The 19,622-nt window shown below is 40.2% G+C and carries 11 protein-coding genes; 1 reads left to right on the plus strand and 10 read right to left on the minus strand.

What is annotated here, in order from left to right:
- Nucleotides 1-26: 26 nt before the first annotated feature.
- A complete protein-coding gene (locus BVH04_RS07255) occupies nucleotides 27-932 on the plus strand; it encodes a sugar phosphate isomerase/epimerase family protein (protein ID WP_086540813.1) in 906 nt (301 codons plus the stop codon).
- Between the two features lie 941 nt (nucleotides 933-1,873).
- On the opposite strand, the gene BVH04_RS07260 is transcribed toward BVH04_RS07255, so the two are convergent.
- From BVH04_RS07260 to BVH04_RS07305, 10 genes are all read right to left on the minus strand, one after another.
- The gene (locus BVH04_RS07260; RefSeq protein ID WP_086540814.1) at nucleotides 1,874-3,040 is read right to left on the minus strand and encodes a Gfo/Idh/MocA family protein; all 1,167 of its coding nucleotides are present in this window, start codon (nucleotides 3,038-3,040) and stop codon (nucleotides 1,874-1,876) included.
- 117 nt (nucleotides 3,041-3,157) lie between these two features.
- Complete coding sequence (locus tag BVH04_RS07265; protein ID WP_086540815.1) at nucleotides 3,158-4,180, minus strand: sugar phosphate isomerase/epimerase family protein; 1,023 nt, start codon at nucleotides 4,178-4,180, stop codon at nucleotides 3,158-3,160.
- 139 nt (nucleotides 4,181-4,319) lie between these two features.
- Nucleotides 4,320-5,531 carry a cupin domain-containing protein gene (locus BVH04_RS07270; protein ID WP_086540816.1) on the minus strand — a complete coding sequence of 404 codons (1,212 nt, stop codon included), beginning with the start codon at nucleotides 5,529-5,531 and terminating at the stop codon, nucleotides 4,320-4,322.
- Nucleotides 5,532-5,660: 129 nt separating this feature from the next.
- Nucleotides 5,661-6,719 (minus strand): aldose 1-epimerase family protein, encoded by a 1,059-nt coding sequence (locus BVH04_RS07275; protein WP_086540817.1) that lies wholly within the window; start codon nucleotides 6,717-6,719, stop codon nucleotides 5,661-5,663.
- Between the two features lie 523 nt (nucleotides 6,720-7,242).
- Nucleotides 7,243-7,920: a hypothetical protein gene (locus tag BVH04_RS07280; protein WP_086540818.1), complete on the minus strand. Its 678-nt coding sequence runs from the start codon at nucleotides 7,918-7,920 to the stop codon at nucleotides 7,243-7,245.
- A 347-nt stretch (nucleotides 7,921-8,267) separates the two neighbouring features.
- Nucleotides 8,268-9,071, minus strand: coding sequence for a 3-keto-disaccharide hydrolase (locus BVH04_RS07285; protein ID WP_086540819.1), 804 nt, complete (start codon nucleotides 9,069-9,071; stop codon nucleotides 8,268-8,270).
- Entirely contained in the window at nucleotides 9,068-11,761 is a 2,694-nt protein-coding gene (locus tag BVH04_RS07290) for a c-type cytochrome (RefSeq protein ID WP_086540820.1), read from the minus strand. Before BVH04_RS07290 ends, BVH04_RS07285 begins: the two co-directional genes overlap by 4 nt.
- Nucleotides 11,762-11,958: 197 nt before the next feature.
- The gene (locus BVH04_RS07295) at nucleotides 11,959-13,467 is read right to left on the minus strand and encodes a RagB/SusD family nutrient uptake outer membrane protein (protein ID WP_086540821.1); all 1,509 of its coding nucleotides are present in this window, start codon (nucleotides 13,465-13,467) and stop codon (nucleotides 11,959-11,961) included.
- A gap of 45 nt (nucleotides 13,468-13,512) precedes the next feature.
- On the minus strand, nucleotides 13,513-16,614 hold the full coding sequence (locus BVH04_RS07300) for a SusC/RagA family TonB-linked outer membrane protein (RefSeq protein WP_086540822.1): 3,102 nt from the start codon (nucleotides 16,612-16,614) through the stop codon (nucleotides 13,513-13,515).
- 224 nt (nucleotides 16,615-16,838) lie between these two features.
- Complete coding sequence (locus BVH04_RS07305; protein ID WP_086540823.1) at nucleotides 16,839-19,619, minus strand: PQQ-dependent sugar dehydrogenase; 2,781 nt, start codon at nucleotides 19,617-19,619, stop codon at nucleotides 16,839-16,841.
- Between the last annotated feature and the right edge of the window lie 3 nt (nucleotides 19,620-19,622).

The raw sequence follows: 19,622 nt of genomic DNA on the forward strand, positions 1-19,622 counted from the left end.
CCTAAGATTAAAAAAAGAAACCTAAAATGAAAAGAAGAAACCTACTCAAATCTATTGCCCTCGGAGCAACCGTACTTCCTCTGGCTCCGGTCTTTGCTTCTACGACGAAGAAAAAGGAAACAACGATACAATTTTCCTTAAATACCAGCACGCTTCGCGGCCAAAAACTTGATTTACCCCAAATCATCGAAGTTGCATCCAAGGCTGGATATGATGGAATAGAACTTTGGATCGCTGAGATGGAAGCCTATCTCAAAACCGGTAAATCCTTAGCCTCTCTTAAAAAGCTGTTTAATGACGCAAAAATAATCCCTGTCAATGCAATTGGATTTGCACCTTGGATGGCTCAGGATGCAGCGAAAAGCAATGCTGGGTTTGAGCAAATGGAAAAGGAAATGAATATGCTGGCAGAAATCGGTTGTAAGCGAGTCGCCGCACCAGCCATTGGAGCCACAGACCCGATAGATTTGCTGGCTGCTGGCGAGAAATACGCTAAGTTGATAGCGCTGGGAAGGAAAACAGGAGTAATGCCTCAATTGGAATTTTGGGGATCTTTTGCTCCCTTCCATCACATAGGACAAGCTTTGGCGACTGCTTCTGCCGCAAACGACTCGGACGCCCGCATCCTTCCTGATATCTATCACTTGTTTAGAGGAGGATCCGGATTTGAAGGACTTAAATTGATCAATGGAAATGCCATCGAAGTTTTTCACATGAATGACTTCACAACAAAACCAAGACTAGAACAAAAAGACAGTGACAGAGTATTTCCTGGAGATGGAATAGCGCCTTTGAAGGAAATCGCCGCAACGCTGAAGGCAATGGGTGGTACCAAATTCATGTCGCTGGAGCTTTTTAATGAAACCTACTGGGCTCAGGATGCGCAGGAAGTTGCGAATACCGGGTTGAAAAAAATGAAGCAGTTCTTTTAAACTCTAGCAAAAAATTGACGCTATTCAAAAGCCCTTTCAAGTTGAATTTGAAAGGGTTTTTACTTTAAAAATAATCTGGATCTAAGCTTTTCTGCCAGTAAGCGAATTTTCTTTGGCCAAGGGGTTGGAAGACCGATGACCGAAGACCGGAGTAAACCAGAATTTAATGTTTCTTTAAATTTTTGATCCTATAAATTTTCAACTGGCAAGATTCCGTATAATCGCAAAAAATAAAATGATAATCCGTAATGATGACAGTGTCCATATTTTCTTTGATTTAGCAGACGGGAGAACCGCCACAGCGAGGCAGGCCGATGACGTCCCGATAGTTATCGGAAGAGGTAGCGTAATTGCTTGAGTTCACCCAATTCTATGATGTTTTTGTCTCTTCACTTGCAGAAAAGCGGATATACAAAAAAAATATTCAAGTCATTCCCCCCTTAAAAAATTGTTGGCAATATCAAAAATATTAAAGCTATAGGCACGAGAATTAAAAGAAGTATCGTAGCTGCATCTTTTTGTGTTCTAAACCTTCCAACTCTCGGATTTCATCTTCAGGTTTGATGAAATAAGAATATATTCTCTTGAATACAGAACTGTAACTAATCAAGAATAAAACAGAGAAAATCAATGGAGATAAGATTTTGATCGTTTCTGTAGGATATTGAGTGGGATACCCAAGTTTAATTGTATCCCACCAATCATGACCATAACAAAAATTATAGCTGAGAGAAAGTAGATTGACATGTAAAAGCGATGATTGCTAAAGGCAAACTCTTCCCCATACTTCTTTTTCATAGTGGTATAATATAGTTTCTAAGATCAAGAAAAAACTGTCTCATAATTTTCGATCTGCTTGAAAACAAGAAAAGCTGCTTCGTAAAACAGCTTTTCTTGACTAATTATTTTAATGGGAATGATACTCTCATTTGGTTGGAGCCCTATACTTTCTCTATCCAATCCACTCCAGTATCCTTCCAAGCTCTCTCATTTGCTGAGTCTATTACCGCTTCGCAAACTTTCTGCGTTTCAAATGCATCACGAAAAGTTGGATGACAAGCTTCCCCTGTTTCTAGGCTCTTAAAGAAATCAGCTACCTGGTGAATGAAAGAATGCTCATAGCCAATGGAAGTGCCAGGAATCCACCACCTATCCATGTAAGGATGATCTCCATCCGTCACGTGTATAGATCTCCAACCACGAACCTGACTTTCATCGTCATGGTCAAAGTATTCCAAACGAGTCAAATCATGCAAATCCCAACGAATGGAAGCATTCTCTCCGTTGATTTCAAATGTATAAAGTGCTTTGTGACCTCGTGCATAGCGAGTTGCCTCGAATAAGCCCAGCGAACCGTTCTCAAAGTGACAATGGAATATGCAGGCATCGTCAATAGTTACCTTTTTCTTTTCACCAGTTCCTTGGTGAACTCGCTCCTTAATAAAAGTTTCAGTCATGGCAGAGACATCTTTGATCCCCCCATTCAGCCACATGGCTGTATCTATGCAATGCGCCAGCAAATCGCCCGTCACACCTGAACCTGCAGCATCAGCATCCAGTCTCCAAAGTGCATCTCCGCCTTGTGGCAAATCAGGACTGATTGTCCAATCCTGAAGGAAGTTTGCGCGGTAATGAAATACCTTTCCAAGTTTACCGGAAGCTACGATTTGCTTTGCCAAAGTCACGGCTGGTATTCGTCTATAGTTATACCAAACTGTGTTTTTAACACCAGCTTTCTCCACTGCTTCCACCATTCCTTGGGCTTCCATGACAGTTCTGGCAAGTGGTTTTTCACAGAGGATCATTTTACCAGCGGCTGCTGCAGCTATTGCAATCTCAGCATGCATGTCATTTGGTGTACAAATATCCACTGCATCTATATCGTCGCGCTTTAGCAGCTCTCGCCAATCGGTTTCTACAGATTTATAGCCCCACTGTTCTGCAAAAGCTTTGGCTTTTTCTTCTCTTCTAGAGCAGCAAGCCTGTAAAACAGGAACGTACTCGTACTCTGGGAAAAAGTCTGGAACTCTTTTGTATCCATTGGTATGTATTCGGCCCATCAGACCAGTCCCGATTAGACCTATTCGTATATGTTTTTTATCTTTCATGTTTCTATAATTTGAAATTAAAAGGATTTAAAATTTGAAATTGTCTCATGACAAAATATTCAGATATAATTGAAAGGTTCGAGTTTTGAATTTCAAATATCAAATCTCAAATCTTTTCTACCACCCATGTGCATTCCGCACTTTCACTAACGCAGCAAGGATATCATTCCAGGTTTGTTGATTGTTCATGACGTCATTTGGGAACATACATCCATCCCAGCAGATGTGCTTGAAAGCTTTGGTCAACTCACCTTTTTCATCACGAAGCCAGTAGCCAGCATCATGGGCAATGTCCAGAACTCCATTTGGGTCTGTTGCTTGGCAATGTCTACCAGTCTTATCATGCGAACCAGAGCCAAAGACTGATCCGTCATTTTGAGCTACGTGGAAATCAATCGTCCAAGGTCTAAGCGCATCGGTCACTGTTTTCAAAGCAGCTTTGACAGCCTCACGGTCATTGAGATCTGCATCTTTTGGCAGAATTCTATGCTCTGGAGCATTATATCCCATCGTGTAAAGGAAAGTATGAGACATATCTGCCTGGAAACCAATATTAGGTCTATCTACCATTTCTAGTAATTCTACCATGTGTTTCCAGCTGTGCATAGCTCCCCAGCAAATCTCACCTTCCGTGGCTAATTTTTCACCGTAGCCGGCAGCTACATCACAAGCTTCGCGGAATGTTTCGGCAATGATTTTAGTATTTCCTGCGGGATCCTTTGCCCAGTCTTCTACGCCGGCTGCGGAATCAATTCTGACGACACCATAGTGGCGAACACCAAGATCGTTGAGTTGCTTTCCGAATTCGCATGCCTTGCGAACCATGTCGACAAAAGTCTTGCGCTGATCAGCAGTTCCCATTGCAGAACCCGCCCAAATTGGAGCTACTAAAGAGCCTGCGACAAGGTTATGTTGCTGGAGTTTTTCTGCTAGAATCTTGGTTTCATCAGGATCGTCAAGTGTGAAATGTGGCTCAAGCAAACCTAAATCAAGCCCGTCAAATTTCACACCATCAACTTCAGCTGCTGCTGTCATCTTCAGAAGGGAATCGAAGGGAATTACAGGTTCAGAATCTGGTCCTTTGCCCACTATTCCTGGCCAGGTTGCATTATGTAGTTTGGGAAAATTATTTTGACTCATGGTATTTGGGGTTATTGGTTATTAAAGTTTGAAGACCGAAGACCGAAGTCCGAATCACGTACTTCAGTATTCGATATTCATCATTTATTATTTTCTAGTTTGTGGACTGTTCACTGCGCACTGAATATTGAAACACTCATCACTCCCAAACTTTCAGATCCGGATTATCTGGGCCGAAGTGCTTCAGCATAACAATGGGATCAGTTTTAGAAAGGTTTGTGATTTTCACACCAGCTTGGGCAGCTTTTTCACTGACAAAATACTCGTCATGAGTCAACTGGCCAAAGCGAATAAGGGCAGGAGTTTCTATATCCCAATCGTTCATTTTACCATACCCCTGCATCATAATCATACCATACGCAGCAGAATCCTTGATAGACACTGTCTGACCTGGATAGATCGTTAATTCCTTGGCGCTATAATCATGTGAACGATAGCAAATCCAGCTGTCATGATATCCGGCAGCATGCATTTCCTCTTCATTCCCTACTGGAATTGGCTCCATATAGCGGGTCTCTAGGAGATTAGGATTGACGTTCAATTCCCAGTCTATCATTTCTACCAATAGGTCATAGTCTCCTACTCTATCTTTCGGAGTAGCATTCCAAAGTAACTCATCCGGGATAATTGCTTCATTTACCAAAGACTGATACATCGCAAAAATGTCAGATGCTTTCTGCGGCTCATAAGTACACAAAGACCCCGGAGCATGAAGCATTCCCGGAGGAACATCCCAACCAGTACCCGGCTGAAGTCTGAAGGCTTGAGAATAGTTAGTAATCTTATTGTCTCCCTTATTGAAGTTCATCAGACATTCCTTGATCTGCTCTTTAGTTGTACCTGGAGCGATGCCGAAGAACGTATATGGAAAATCACCCCCATGATTGTTCAGTTGCGGAGGATAATAATAAGCTTCTGGCTTCCCGTTTTGGCCTGTAAGTTTGCCAAATTCATCACTTGGGTGAATGTGATGCGGAAGTGGCCCCATGTTGTCAAAAAACTTGGAGTACATAGGCCAGGACTTGTATTTGTCCCATAGACGGCCACCGACAATTTCTCCTCCTAATTCATCGATCGCATCTTTCAAAAGAAAAAGTTCTGTCTTACCGCCCTCTTCAAGAGCTATATGACTGAGACCTTCATTCTTACTGGTCAAGGGACCATTTTGAGCAGGAGTAGTAGATGAGAACCAACGTTCGTCGATACCTCCACGCTCACCTCCTAAACAATAGTAATCATCTGGATGAAGTTTGATTCTTCTGCCTGGCACACAAAACGAGCGAGGCACCCAGGTCGGTGTTAATCTAAGTATTCCTTCTCCCTGTTCGAGAGCCTTTTTTGCTAAACTCATGGGTTTATTTAATTATTTGAGATTTGAGATTCGTTATTTGAGATTGAATTAAAATATTGAAAGATATGAAGATTTGAAAATTCTATAAGCTCCTTCATCTTTGATATTCGTCATTCCTAATTTTACATTTTACATTCTAAATTCCTTTACTTTTTCTCCTTTTAATACTTTCAGTTTGATTTCATACCTCCTGCTTTCTCCCGGCTTCAATAAAATCAAGGTCCCATTTTCACGGGCGGCGGTTTGACCAATCGGCGGGTTTGTGGCAGGTTCTAAGGCTGTCACATATTCATTTTTGCCCCAGTGCTGCCAATTGATCAGCCATGGCATTTGTTTTTTGGAAAATGAAATACTTAAGCCAAGTTCCAATTCATCATTCATGTATCCGCAAGTGACCTGATCAGTATCATCCGCTTTTGGATCAATGAATGCCACATCCTCACCAAAAGCTGCATGCTCATCCATTGGCCCCGCACACTTGGTGAATTTGTTTATTTTATTAAAATCTGACATAGAATCGTCTGATTCTCTTTTTTGAATTTCTCCTTTCCACACTATCCTCGTTCCTTCATCTATAAGTGGCCAACCACAATTAATGTGATATAACACCATATGAGGCGCAGGTGAATTTCCACGATTGCTTACCTCATCTTTGATATTGATTTCGGCAGTCCCGATGGATCCTGATATGGTTCTTTTCAGCTCCAGACTTGGCCCAAAAGTCGTCGTCTCTCGAATTACACCTACTATTTCGAAACCCAAATTTCCTGAATAAATATCCGGCTGCTTGATGGAAATCAGTTCTGCTGACGTATTGCTGTAGTTCCCATGCAATCCGCGCTTTCCAGTCTCATCTTCATTTGGTGGACCCATAGAGGAAATCCCGCAAGTAGTCAGCAGTCCTCCACCGAAAGTCCTCAACCAATCTATTCCCTGATTGGAAAAAGGCTGAGAAGACACATGGCCTGCATTACTAATCCAAGACAAGCTGTGCTCATTATGAAAAGCATCCAAAATATCCATTCCCCGATCCAAAACTACTTTGAATCGAAGACCAGTTCCGGTATTAATCCAAGCGATGCAAGTGCCGCGACCCGCTCCATTGTCAAGAATGGAAGTTTCTATTCCTCCGAGCTGGCGGAAATTGGATAATTTATCTTTCCAATTGGATGGATCTGAGAGGTTCATTCTTAGGTTTGAGACTGATCTGTAATCTATTAAAAAGGCCTTCCGGCACTGTCCTGCCCTATATGGGTAAGACATGAAAGCACGGGAATAAGTTATGCAACTTATGAGGGAGAAATATGCCGTTAGTAAAAAATATGGCTTAAGTAGGAAATGGGTTCAAGTCTCATGACTTGGACCTATGACTTTGCAGTCTTCAGACTGCTGTTTTTAGAAAATCTCGATGAACTAGGCTAAAAGATAATGCTGTAGAATAGGATCAGAGGTGACACATTTTCTCTCTACCTTCAGTTTTAGACGTCTGAAGACTGCAATTTAAAAAGTCCAAGTCTGAAGACTTGGACTAATCAACCTCGTCATTGCAGAGGTATAGCCTGTCCCGAGCTTTAGGGAACGAAGCAATCTTTCACATAAAATCAGACTGCTTCGTTGTTCGTTCCTCACGCTTCGCAATGACAGAACAACAACACAGCATTCTTAAAACTTGAACTAAATCAGGCGGGGACTATGACACTACTATTATATTTCAATCCTCGTTCTCATCTTCTTCAAAAAGAATAACTTCTGCATCAAGCTCCGCCTCAACAAACTCGTCTCGAGCCATCCAGTATTCGGAGGTGATCAGTTGGTACTGGTTATCACCTTTGTCGCTCAAATCCCAAATAATCGAATCTGCCTCTTCAAATTTAACTTTGCCCTCCAGGTGATCTGAAAACAGTCTTTTGATCAGGTTGCTGTCATTTAACGTATGCTGGAAAGCCTTTAGAACGACCTCCTTCGTGATCGCTTCCGCATTTGGATCCTCACTGCTCATGACAAACTCCGTAATGGTGGCTTTGGCACTTGGAAATTTCCCGTTGTAGGCCTTGTGTAATAACTGGTTGATATTAAAAAGCTGGTGATGTAAACCGATTACAGGGTATTCTTCAGAAATTTTATCCAAGAGCATGTCATGAGACATTTGATCAATCTGACCTTCATTGAGTTTGTCCGAGAGTCTATATTCAAGCATAATCGCTGCCGCCTCAGCCGGTTCGAAGTCAGATATAGCCATCGAAAGTAGCTCTCTCAACTCAGCCGGGTTGGATTTTGAGGCATCTGGGAAACCGAAACGATCAAGTAGTTCGATTAGATCCTGATTGCTCCAACTTCCTGGCAGTTCATCTACTGTTTTTACATTATTGATGATGATATGGTAATTCATAATTTGTGGTTTAGGTGAAGAAGGTATGAGAATGGAATTGAGTTCCTATTAGCAATAAAAAATCTAAAGATAATTCTAGGATCAGTCTGGTTCAAAGTTCCCTGACTTGGACCTAAGACATTGTAGTCTTCAGGCTGCCTTTCAAAACATAGCACTGAGGTTAAGTAAACAGAAAGTGTTCTAGAATTGCGTTAGAAAACTACATTTTACCTTTACCATTGATTAAAGCAGTCTGGAGACTGCTTTATTGTGAGTCCAAGTCTGAAGACTTGAACTAATCTACCAAAATAAAAATGGCCCAAGTTTTTCAACTAGGGCCATTTTAAATTTTTATCAGAAATCCTATTCTACTGCTTCAGCATAACATCCTTATACATAACAGTCATTGGAGGTCCTACATGCACCTGTACACCAAGATACCCTGACTCCATCCTGTTTTTGGGATCTTCATCATGCACCTCAGACATCAACTGCCCATTCACATAATGCTTTAAGACATTGCCTTTAGCCACAATGTGAATACTATTCCATTCACCTGACTTAATCTTAGCACCTAGTTCGGCCCTATCGCCGATTTCCTTTTCTACATTAAGGCCCTTCCAAGCATTTTTCTCCACATACTCTCTCACTCCTACTCCATCTGGCTGAGAAGTTATCTTGGTTTCTTGACCTCTGTAAGCTAGCGTAGTACGTTTACGCTCTTCGTAGTTTTGTCCTGTATAGTTGTTTTTCCCATCAATATCTGCCTGATAGCCTTTGAGTGCAAATGGAACATCTTCTACCATTTCACTTCGGTAATTTATTCCGGAGTTTCCCCCTTCAGAGATTTTAAACTCAGCTTTCAGCTCAAAATCTCCAGGTTGTCCACCTTGCCAAATCAGGAAAGTATTGGCTTTCAGAAGTGTCTCAGGAGTAATTGTACCCGTAATTGCTCCATCTTTAACAGACCAATACACCGGGTTTCCTTCCCAGCCATCTAGTGTTTTTCCATCAAAAATGGATTTAAAACTAGCTTCAGTCTCGGTCATAGTCACTATAGAAGTAGACGTATTCTCAGCTGGTTGCTGGCAATTCACAAAGCCTATCACCATCATCGCCCCTAAACTAAGTGCCTCAATTCTTAACCATTTAGATATTAATAGATTTTTCATTCTTCGGCTTGGGCTTTAGTTTGATACACTTCGTGATTTGAATTACCACCTGAAATCAAGTAAGCCATCAAATCTTTGAGTTCTTCATCATTTAGTCTGTTGATCATTCCAGGCATCATGATGGATATTTTCGAATCCTTAACAGTAGCCACATTGCTTTTTTCAACTTTTCGTAACACCTCTGGAGAGAAAGGATTTTGAGAAACTGAGTAGCTCGTTTCATCTTCATTGATTAATCTTCCCATTACAGAACTGCCATCTTTTAGCTCAAAAACACTTGCTACATATTGCTCAGAAATCACCTCACTTGGATTGATCGTAGCTTCCAAAATATCTTTTGGTGAGAATCGGGTACCCAATTGAGATAAATCCGGGCCTATATTTCCACCTGCGCCACCAAGTGTATGGCATGAAAGACACTGAGAGGCAGCATACATTGCTTTGCCTCTTGCCAAATCTCTTCCTCCCAAATCTGCCATCAATGGTTCAGCCTCTTCTACAGTCCACCTCTTACCAGGACCTTCTGGCTGAACGTCCGAATTTACCAAGTCATTTCCGTTGCCTGTCAGCATCGCAGCTCCTGATAGCTCATCGTATTTATCGAATTCGTTCGCAGCGACATGCGTAAGTGCCATTTTTCTAGCTCTATCAATGAATCCAACATAACTACGGCCGCCTTTGTATTTGAAAGCATCCTGAATCCAAGTGAAATATTTCTCATGAAGCTCAGGAGTCCACCCTGTCGTAGCCCCACCTAGCACTGTAGCCAGATAAGTTTGCTGAGCAGGAGGCACATTCGCAAGCATGTTTGCGATATCCAATCCATACTGAGGATTTCTCATAATCAAATCAGAAGAAGAGGTAAAAGTCTTCTGGTATTCAGGATCATCTTTAGCTTTTTCAAGAAGTGCCAAAGTCTTTTCTACCGCATCAGGAGCATCCAAATACACAAGAAGCACTGCCAAAGCACGATCAAGATTATTGTTATTAGCAGGGAAATTAGGATCCAAATAAGCGACTAGATCAGATTTCAAAGAACCCGTAGGCTCACCCTGTCTAGCTATAATCAACTCAAAAGCTCTCAGCAAATCTTGCTTTTCTTTTTCTTTCAAAGAACTGTAATCAATTCCCATCAAAGCCTGAATCATCGGTGCTCCAGCTCCTTTATCAGAATGCCTTGCCAATGCTATCATCGCTTGAGTCAAAACCACGGGGTCTTTCTCCGCCAAAGCTTTTGCTTTCCAAGAATTAACTGGCTGGTGTTCTACAGCGATTCTTGCTGCATATTGAACAAATCTATCTGCGTTGTTAAGATTTGACCATGCCAGGTCAAGTCCTGAAGCAGGTGCTCCATCCACATGTAAGGCTTCAAGTTCACGGCGGGTTTTCGCTTCTGACGGAAGATCCGCTAGAGTCAACGACCCCTCATTCCCTTCAATGTCACCCTCGTAGTAAACTCTGTATAGATCCGACTCCAATCTTCTACCACCAGTCATAAAATACATCGCGCCGTCTGGGCCAATCGTACCGTCTGTCAAAGGCAAAGGAGAACCAGAAATAAATTCTTCTGCTTTTGCTTCATAAGTTCCACCTTTTGGCGTCAAAGTCATGGAATAAATAATTCCAAAACTCCAATCAAATGCAAATAGGGAATTTCTGTATTTAGCAGGGAATTTTGCACCAGTGCCAAACATGACATTGGTAGGAGAGCCCTGTCCGATATTCAGAACTGCAGGCAAGTTGTCCGGGTAATTTGGAGACCATTTTTGGTTACCAGTTCTCCAGCCATACTCGCTTCCGCTAGTTACATGACAGATTCGAGTAGGTCTATACCAAGGCATCCCAAAGTCCCATTCCATATCTGAATCATAAGTAAACAGATCACCAACCTCGTTGAAAGCAATGTCAAATGGATTTCTATATCCTGCTGATATCAACTCCCAGTTCTTTCCTTCAGGATCTATATTTGCCACCCATCCTCCGGGAGCCATTCTATCATTAGCATGACCTCTGGGATCTTTGATTTCAGGAAAAAGATTATCTTCTTGCCAAACATTTGGTAGTCTGTAAGAATCCATTTCAGGCACATCCGTATGATTTCCAGCTACTATGTAAAGCGACTGACCATCTGGGGAGAGCTTGATACTGTGAGGCCCATGCTCTCCTGGCTGGCCGGTAAATCCTTTGATTTTAGTCACTGACTCATATTGATCATCCCCATCCAAATCCTGAATACGATAAAGTCCTGTACTTTCTTCGAAGGTCTCATTACCATTGTGATTTACCATCACGTAAATACTATTGAATGCATAGAGCAGACCTTGAGCATACCCCATCCCCACCTGAGGTTCGGCTACGTTTCCGATGATGAGTTTTTCCACTTTCGGCGCAACAGAATCACTCCCTATTTCCGGGATTTCCAATCTGTAGAGAAAGCCATATTGATCTGCAGTGATCAGTCGATTTTTGTCATCAAAGGTCATTGCAACCCATGATCCCTCGTCCTTTTCTCCAGGACTTAGCAGATGCTCCGCTACAAACCCATCAGGGAGTTTGAGTTTGTCTAATTTCGGGTTGCCGGTGAGCTGTCTTTGGGAGCTTTCTTCCTCTTTATTCTTGGCGCATGATACAGAGAAAAGCACCACAGCTGATAAGAGAAACAAATTCCTTATTGAATGTTTGAGTGTCATAGGGTAAATGTTAATGGATAGCAATATTTAGAATTTTAAGTTGGTGAATAATTTCTCTATTCAGAAACCATTCATGAAATTTACTAGTTATTCTCACCTTAAAATAGTTGTAGAATTAACTAGAGCCGTAAAAAAATAACCCAACAACATAGAACGAAATCCTGTCTAGATGCTGGGTTATTCTTAATTTGAATTTTTTAGAAATAAGGACTCAAGTCTGATTCTGATGCGGGATAGGCATAAAACTTTTTGATGTTGGTAAATGCATTACTTCTTGGAACTGCTCCCGCGATTGGCGGATAGTAATAATCCAATGGATTTGCAATGACCCGCTGACCGTAAGGAACAATTATCTCTTGAATTCGATCGGTTCGTACAATATCAAACCAACGCTTGTTTTCGAAAGCAAGCTCAACTCTTCTCTCCTTGAAAATCGCTTCACCAACTTCTGTTTGACCAGCTGCTGCGGTGGCTGCTAGTCCTGCGCGCTGTCTTACCTGATTTAGAAACGTTATAGCTTCTCCTGTTTTCCCTTGTTCATTTAGAGCTTCTGCCATAAACAACAGGACCTCTGCATAACGATAGACAGCCCAATTAGTACCGGTATTATTGTGTTGGGAGTGCAATTTGGCATGTTTCTTTATATAAGGATAAGTCTTATCATCTCTGAAACTTCCCGCAAGAGTCACATATCCAATGGATGCTGCTTCTCGGAGATCGCCCTCTTCATAGGCCGCAATAATATCTGGAGTAGGTATGTTGTTCCCTTCTCCATCAATATTCTGAGGATTGCTTGTTCCCATAATTGGCAGCAATTCAGCAGCACTGATCGGTCTCGGCATAAATTGATAGATAAAATTACCATTAAGACCTGCTGCACCTTCTAGAAACTGCACTTCAAAAACTGACTCTGCGTTGTTTTTATTTGCCGTATTTCCCGGGAAAGCCATTTCATAACTTCCCATCAACTGGTACCCTTGAGACAATACAGGAGTTAAAATCTGCTCTGCTTCAGCCCATTTCTTTTGGTGAATATAGACATTCGCCAATAGTGTCCGAGCGGATCCTTCTGTAGCTCTTCCAGGCACTTGAGTAGCCTTTTTTAGCAACAAAGGAACAGATTCCACCAAATCTTTCTCAATCTGAGTGTATATCTCAGCTTCCGTTGCCAATGGCAACGCAGCTTCTTCTCTCGTGGCAACGGGAGTTAAATGAAGCGGCACACTTCCGAAATACCTTACTAATTCAAAATAGGCATATGCACGTAGGAAAAGGGCCTGGCCTCTCACATTTGCCTTTGCAGCGGCATCAAAGTCAACGTCATCGATCAAGCTAAGAATTTGATTGGTTCGTGCAATTATCAGGTAATCCTGTCTCCATTGATTCAATACGTGAGTATTAGCCGTAGTACCGTTGGATTCAGGAACTGAGAAATCAGCCAAGTCTTCCTGGTTATCGGTCGCACCGAAGAGCACATTTCTTGCATAATAGGTGTTATCAGAGTGCATCTCCGAAAGCAACCATGCACGATCATTAATGATACTCCGCAACGGTACATAGGCTGCATTTACGGCTTGCTCAAAGTCAGTTTGATTTTTGAAAAAGGTAGCCGAACTCAGTTGAGTCTCTGGTACTACCGTAAGAAAGTCTTCACAGCCTGTTAGTGCTAAAGCTGTCACTAAAATGGCTAGGATATATTTTTTCATTTTTTTTATCTTTTTAGTTGAATAAATGAGGTGGAATCCTTACGATTAGAAAGTAACATTGACACCGAAAGAGATCGTACGTGGAACAGGATATCCTGCCAAATCTATTCCTGGGCTGAGGTTACCTCCGTCTCCCTGACCATTATCCTGCATACTGACTTCTGGATTTGATCCTCCCCAATAGTCAGTAAATACCCATACATTCTGAGCAGAACCGTAGATTCTGGCTGATTTAAATGCTTTTGGTAAGTTATTGAATGTATAGCCTACTGTAATATTTCGAATAGTGAAATAGGAAGCATCCCACACGAAATTACTGTTTGGCCAATCACGCTCAATTCCTGTTACGTTTCCACCACCTACTGTAGTACCGAATATTCCGTCGCCGGGATTCTCAGGTGATCTAAATCGATCTTTGACTCTAGAAACCATATTGAATACTCCGTCAAGATTGGCGGTAGAGAAAAGGTGTCTCATGTAAAGTTCATTCCCCTGCGAACCGGAAGCGGTAATACTTGCATCCCAGTTTTTCCAGGTAAAGTTGTTGATAATGCCGTACGTAAAATCCGGAAATGGATTGCCGATGATAGTTCGATCATCCTTATCTCCTCCGAAAGTAATTACTCCATCACCATTGACATCTTCCAATTTGATACTTCCCACTGTAGATCTACCAGGGATCTTAGGTGAATTGGCTAAATCTTCTGCATTGGCGTAATTCCCCAATTTATTCAAACCATAGAATTGACCAAAAGGCTGACCTACCTGAGTAATGTGAAATTGACCATAAACCCGATCAATACCATCCGCCAATTCAATCACTTCATTTCTATTAAAAGAAATATTAGCATTTGTAGTCCATCTGAAAGCACCTGTAGTATTTACTGATGTTAGCGAAAACTCATGTCCCCAGAACTTGATCTCTCCGATGTTGTCATTGAAGTTTGTGAATCCCGATTCTTGCGGAATCTGTACTGCATAAAGTAGGTTTGTAGTATTTTTAGTATAATAATCATATACGAATGTGAGTCGATCATCCCATAATCCGAGGTCTAATCCTATATCGAACTGCGTGGTTGTTTCCCAACCTAAGTTTGAATTGTTCAAGGAGGTAATCCCGGCTCCAGGGAAAACAGTATTTCCAAAAGCTGCATTGATTGTATTATTGACCAAGGCATACTGCGTATAGTTACCAATATTGTTATTTCCAGTCACCCCGTAACTGGCCCTGATTTTAGTAAATGAAATGCCAGGATTATCGACTAGAAAACCTTCATCAGAAAGAACCCATCCTACAGAAGTGGAAGGGAAAACTCCCCACCTGTTATTAGCTCCAAATCTGGATGATCCATCACCTCTTATCGAAGCCGTGAAGAGATACTTGCTCTTGTAATTATAAGTTAGACGAGAAAAAACTGAAGTAAGAGCCCATTCTTGAACCGCTGAAATAGATCCGTTTCGATTGACATTGATAGCCCCCTGAATAGTCGGAAGACGATCATCAGCATAAGTATCTGCCTGAATTCTAGTACGGTCACTTCGGAAGCGCTGGTTAGAGAAACCTACCAATGCTTCAAAATTGTGATCACCTATGCTTTTACCATAAGTAGCAATATTTTCATTTAACCAGGATAGGTCCTGAAATTCATCACGAATCGAAACTGCAACTGCCGGGATCGCTACGTTGATTTGGTTAGTAGCAGTAGATGGATTGAAGAAAAAGTAATTAGAATTTCTTAATTCTGCATTAAAGGTCGTCTTCAAGGATAGTCCCTTGATTGGCTTCCACTCTAAATAAGTATTTGCCAGAACATTTAAAAGTTTGGTCTCATTCGTGATTTCATTAGCTGACCTGAGCCAGTTTGGATAGGCAAAGATATTTCCGGTGTTCGCGGGGAAACGATTGAACGAAGTCAATTCGCCATTTTCTTGATAAATCGGCATTACTGGCCAGGTATGAAGTGCATTGAATAAAATACCAGTTCCACGAGAACCGTCAGTTTGCGGGGTGTTGTCCACAACGTAGCTTGGAGCTACATTTACTCCGATATTAACTTTATCTGAAACAGCGTAGTCAGTATTCATTCGAAGTGAAAATCGCTCGTAATCAGTGTTTCTGACCACGCCTTCTTGATCGAAAAATCCGGCGATAATAGCAGTATTAACTTTTTCTTTGTTAGAAGTAATAGTCAAATTGTAAGAAGTAATTGGTGCTGTCTCCAGCATCGCACCATACCAGTCATTATCTTGATCACGAAAATCGGCAGGGTTCTGAAAAATTTCAGGAACAGCTTGGCCCGCATCGGAATAGTAGTCCTTCTTAAACTGGGCAAATTCCTCTGCATTGAGCATTTCTAATCTACCTTGCTCTGGGACTGTTTGCCAACCAGTAAAAACATTAAGGTTTACATTGGTTTGACCTTTGGTTCCTTTTTTGGTGGTAATCAAGACTACTCCGTTAGCAGCACGAGATCCATACAAGGAAGTGGATGCAGCATCTTTCAAGACTGTAATTTCTTGGATTTCATCAGGATTTATCGCATTGATATCGCCTGTAATTGGAAATCCATCGACTACGTACAAAGGCGAACTACCACCAGATACAGAAAGCTGGCCTCTAATTCGAACATTCATCCCTTGACCGGGCTTACCGGTAGTCTGATTGATTTGAACTCCAGCCAGTCGACCCTGAAGTTTCTGGGCTACGGAAGATACTGGAAGATCCTTTAATTCCTTTTCGTTTACAGTTTGAATAGCACCAGTCACTTCCCTCTTGATCTGACTACCGTAACCCACCACAACTACTTCAGATAAATCAGAGGTAGAGTAAGCGAGAGTTATCTGTAAATCGGCGCTATTAGATGAGACCACAACTTCATTAGTAGTAAATCCAATAAAGCTCACTACTAGGGTTTCGCCTACGGAAGCTTGGATCTGAAAAGTCCCGTCGATATCTGTCACAGTTCCTTTCTGTGTGCCTTTGACTGAAACTAAGGCCCCTGGCACTGGTTCATTATCTCCTTCGGAGACCACAGTACCACTTATAGTTATCGACTGTGCAAAGGATGCTGACACAGATACGATAAACAACGCTAATAAAAACCCCACAAATCGGGTTTTTAAACAAGTTTGATAATAGTTTAGCATAGGATTGGGTTTAAGTATTGAAATAAAAACTCACCCAATTAACCATTCTAAAAAACCTATTCTATCCTGCACCATCCTGAATATCTTTCTAATCTTGCATATTCATGAAGTTAATCCACAAATGATCCTTTATTATCGCTTAACTCGATGTTTGAGCAAAAGTCTTAGCTACATACTTAAATTTCTGAACTATTATTGAATATTTTATTTAATAAATATCAAAATTATTTTATAAAATGCAAACTCCTTAATTCTATATTGCTAATTTTCGATAGGTCAGTGCTTTTCTTAAATACAACATATAAATCATGAAATCCTTCTATATTTAAAATTTTTATGTTATTATTTTTTAATAAACTATTATTACCATTTCTTTCCAATCGCAAATCACCAATTAATTTTCCATCAGAAGAGTTCAATCTAATCTCTATAATTCCAAAATTAATTTCTTTAGATTCAGATAAGATTGATAAATCAAGTTTAACCTCATTAATTCCAGCTAAATCGATTTGCTTCAAAGCTATAAAGGAACCGGACTTTTTTGGAATCACACTTGATCTACTTACAAATATTTGATGATTAATTTCCACTTCGCTAAATACATCAAAATTAATTATGGGAATTAGTGGATTTCGCAAGACGACTATATCTGATCCAATTAATTGTGGCGCATTACTTGAACCATTATCTAAATAGGAAGCTCTAAAAATAAGCTTGACATGTGAAAGAGATCCAAATATTTTTTTATTATCAAATATTTTATCATTAGGATTTGGAATAATATAGGCATCACTATTAGCAAAATGTTTTACAATGTCTTTACTCTTCAGGCCTAGTATGTAATCCACTAACAGTCCAGCTTGCAATTCATTAATTTCTGGATGGGCTGGCATAGCCATTTTTGAATTCCACGCACCACTTCCACCTTTCAGGATTTTATCAATCAAATATCTTCTTTCCCCTATTGTGTATCTTTTTGATATTTCAATATATGATGGACCAATTAAGTTTTCGTTTTCAATATGACAAGATATGCAATCACTTTTATTCATAACATTAGTAGCCACGACGGATTGCAAAGGAATCATTGCATCAAATTGTTTGAGCTGAACTAACAAATCATTCAAACCTTCCTCTTCATAGCTACTATACTCAATATTCACAGAAACTTGATCGGCTTTTATTTCGTTATTTTTGAGGCTTCCATCTTCATTATCCAAAACTTCTACATTATATAAAAGAGTATCACCATAAAAGTAAAAACTTTTATTTTTATTTCCCAAATCAAAACCTACTTCGGGAGAGTCATTACCAACAACTATTTCAATGGAATCATTTGCTTCAGCACCTTGAGAGTCTGAAACTTTAAGATTTACCAAATATGTACCAGGCTCCTTTAATGTTATTTGTGAATTGGCATCAAAAAATGTTTGAATCTCTCGATCATTTAGTTCAATAATCCATTCAAATTTGAGATCATCATTATCCAAATCAATTGTTCCACTTGAAGACAAATTAATCGTTAATGGATCAGCACCAGCTAATTTATCAGATGAAATTTTTACTATAGGACTTCGGTTACCTGAATTGTATTCAATCCGGCTAAGACTTGCTTCTGGATTTAATCTATAAGGTCCTCTTCCATATTCCAATACGTATAAATCTCCATTAGGGCCAAATTTCATGTCAATTGGACCATTCAATTTCAATTTAGGAAGAAATTGTTCCATAGATTCAAAATTACCATTTACATCAAGTGTAACAACCATTATCCATCCCCTAGTCCAATCAGTTATAAACCATTTACCTTCATAATATAAAGGAAATGCCCTTGAAGCATTTTTAAAATCATTATTCCTATAGATTGGTCCTCCTGCAGCACTATTACTGCCACTACCCATCAAAGGAAATTCGTCTGATTTTGTTTGAGGATACCAAATCAGAGCCGCTTCAGGCTTCGGAAGATCTTTAATTCCAGTATTATTAGCTGATAGATTTAAAGGACTTTTAGAGTTAAAAGCTTCTCCAGTAGTATTTGTTAAATAATCAAAATTCCAGTAATTCAAATTAGGTCCAATAAAATAAGGCCATCCAAAATTCCCTGCTTTTTTTGCGATGTTAAATTCATCATATGATCTAGGACCAAATCCAGTAGAATCAAGCACTCCATTAGGACCAACTTCACCCCAAAAAAGCCAGCCAGTTTTACTATCTAAACTAAGCCTCCAAGGGTTTCTATTTCCCATTGTATATATTTCAGGCCTAGTATTTAAAGTGCCTTTGGGAAATAAATTACCTTCTGGAATTGAATAAGTACCATCAGATTCCGGACGGATACGAAGAATTTTACCTCTCAAATCATTAGTATTGCTTGAAGATCTCTGAGCGTCAAAATTACTCCTTTCTGCTCGAGCATCAATAGGATTATAACCTCTCGGATCATTAGCAGTATTATCACCTGTAGTAATAAAAAGGTTTCCATCGGAATCAAATAATAAACCTCCTCCAAGATGACAACAAGAAAGCCGCTGATTAGGTATTTCTAATAAAACTATTTCAGAATTCATATCCAAAGAATCTTGTTTCCACTCGAACCTAGATACAATACTTCTATGTTTACCCCCTGCTGGAGAATAAAACACATAAATCCACCGATTAGAATCAAAGTTGGGATCTAAAATTGCGCCAAATAAACCATCTTCTCCAGTTGGAGAAATCTGATCACCTAACTCAGAATAATATCCAACACTAACATCGAGATCAGCAATTATTTTTGTTTTATTATCTTTCGGATCATACAATTTAATTTTACCCTTTCTTTCTACAAATAACACTCTATCATCATCTAGAATCTCAAATTGCATAGGCTCATCTAAATTATCTACTAATAACATCTTAGTGAAGCGACTGTCATCAGGTTTTATTTGTTTTGGGCTATCACAGGCGAAAAAAAGAAGACAGGCTCCACTTATGATTGCAATTAAATCATTATATATATATCTCATAAT

Origin of the sequence: Algoriphagus antarcticus (genome assembly GCF_002150685.1) — a bacterium.
Lineage (GTDB): Bacteria > Bacteroidota > Bacteroidia > Cytophagales > Cyclobacteriaceae > Algoriphagus > Algoriphagus antarcticus.

Bases quoted from the DNA above. Each gene is read 5' to 3' on its own strand.
- BVH04_RS07305 (WP_086540823.1), bottom strand. From the start codon at position 19,619: ATGAGATATATATATAATGATTTAATTGCAATCATAAGTGGAGCCTGT.
- BVH04_RS07300 (WP_086540822.1), bottom strand. From the start codon at position 16,614: ATGCTAAACTATTATCAAACTTGTTTAAAAACCCGATTTGTGGGGTTT.
- BVH04_RS07255 (WP_086540813.1), top strand. From the start codon at position 27: ATGAAAAGAAGAAACCTACTCAAATCTATTGCCCTCGGAGCAACCGTA.
- BVH04_RS07285 (WP_086540819.1), bottom strand. From the start codon at position 9,071: ATGAAAAATCTATTAATATCTAAATGGTTAAGAATTGAGGCACTTAGT.
- BVH04_RS07295 (WP_086540821.1), bottom strand. From the start codon at position 13,467: ATGAAAAAATATATCCTAGCCATTTTAGTGACAGCTTTAGCACTAACA.
- BVH04_RS07265 (WP_086540815.1), bottom strand. From the start codon at position 4,180: ATGAGTCAAAATAATTTTCCCAAACTACATAATGCAACCTGGCCAGGA.
- BVH04_RS07270 (WP_086540816.1), bottom strand. From the start codon at position 5,531: ATGAGTTTAGCAAAAAAGGCTCTCGAACAGGGAGAAGGAATACTTAGA.
- BVH04_RS07275 (WP_086540817.1), bottom strand. From the start codon at position 6,719: ATGAACCTCTCAGATCCATCCAATTGGAAAGATAAATTATCCAATTTC.
- BVH04_RS07290 (WP_086540820.1), bottom strand. From the start codon at position 11,761: ATGACACTCAAACATTCAATAAGGAATTTGTTTCTCTTATCAGCTGTG.
- BVH04_RS07280 (WP_086540818.1), bottom strand. From the start codon at position 7,920: ATGAATTACCATATCATCATCAATAATGTAAAAACAGTAGATGAACTG.
- BVH04_RS07260 (WP_086540814.1), bottom strand. From the start codon at position 3,040: ATGAAAGATAAAAAACATATACGAATAGGTCTAATCGGGACTGGTCTG.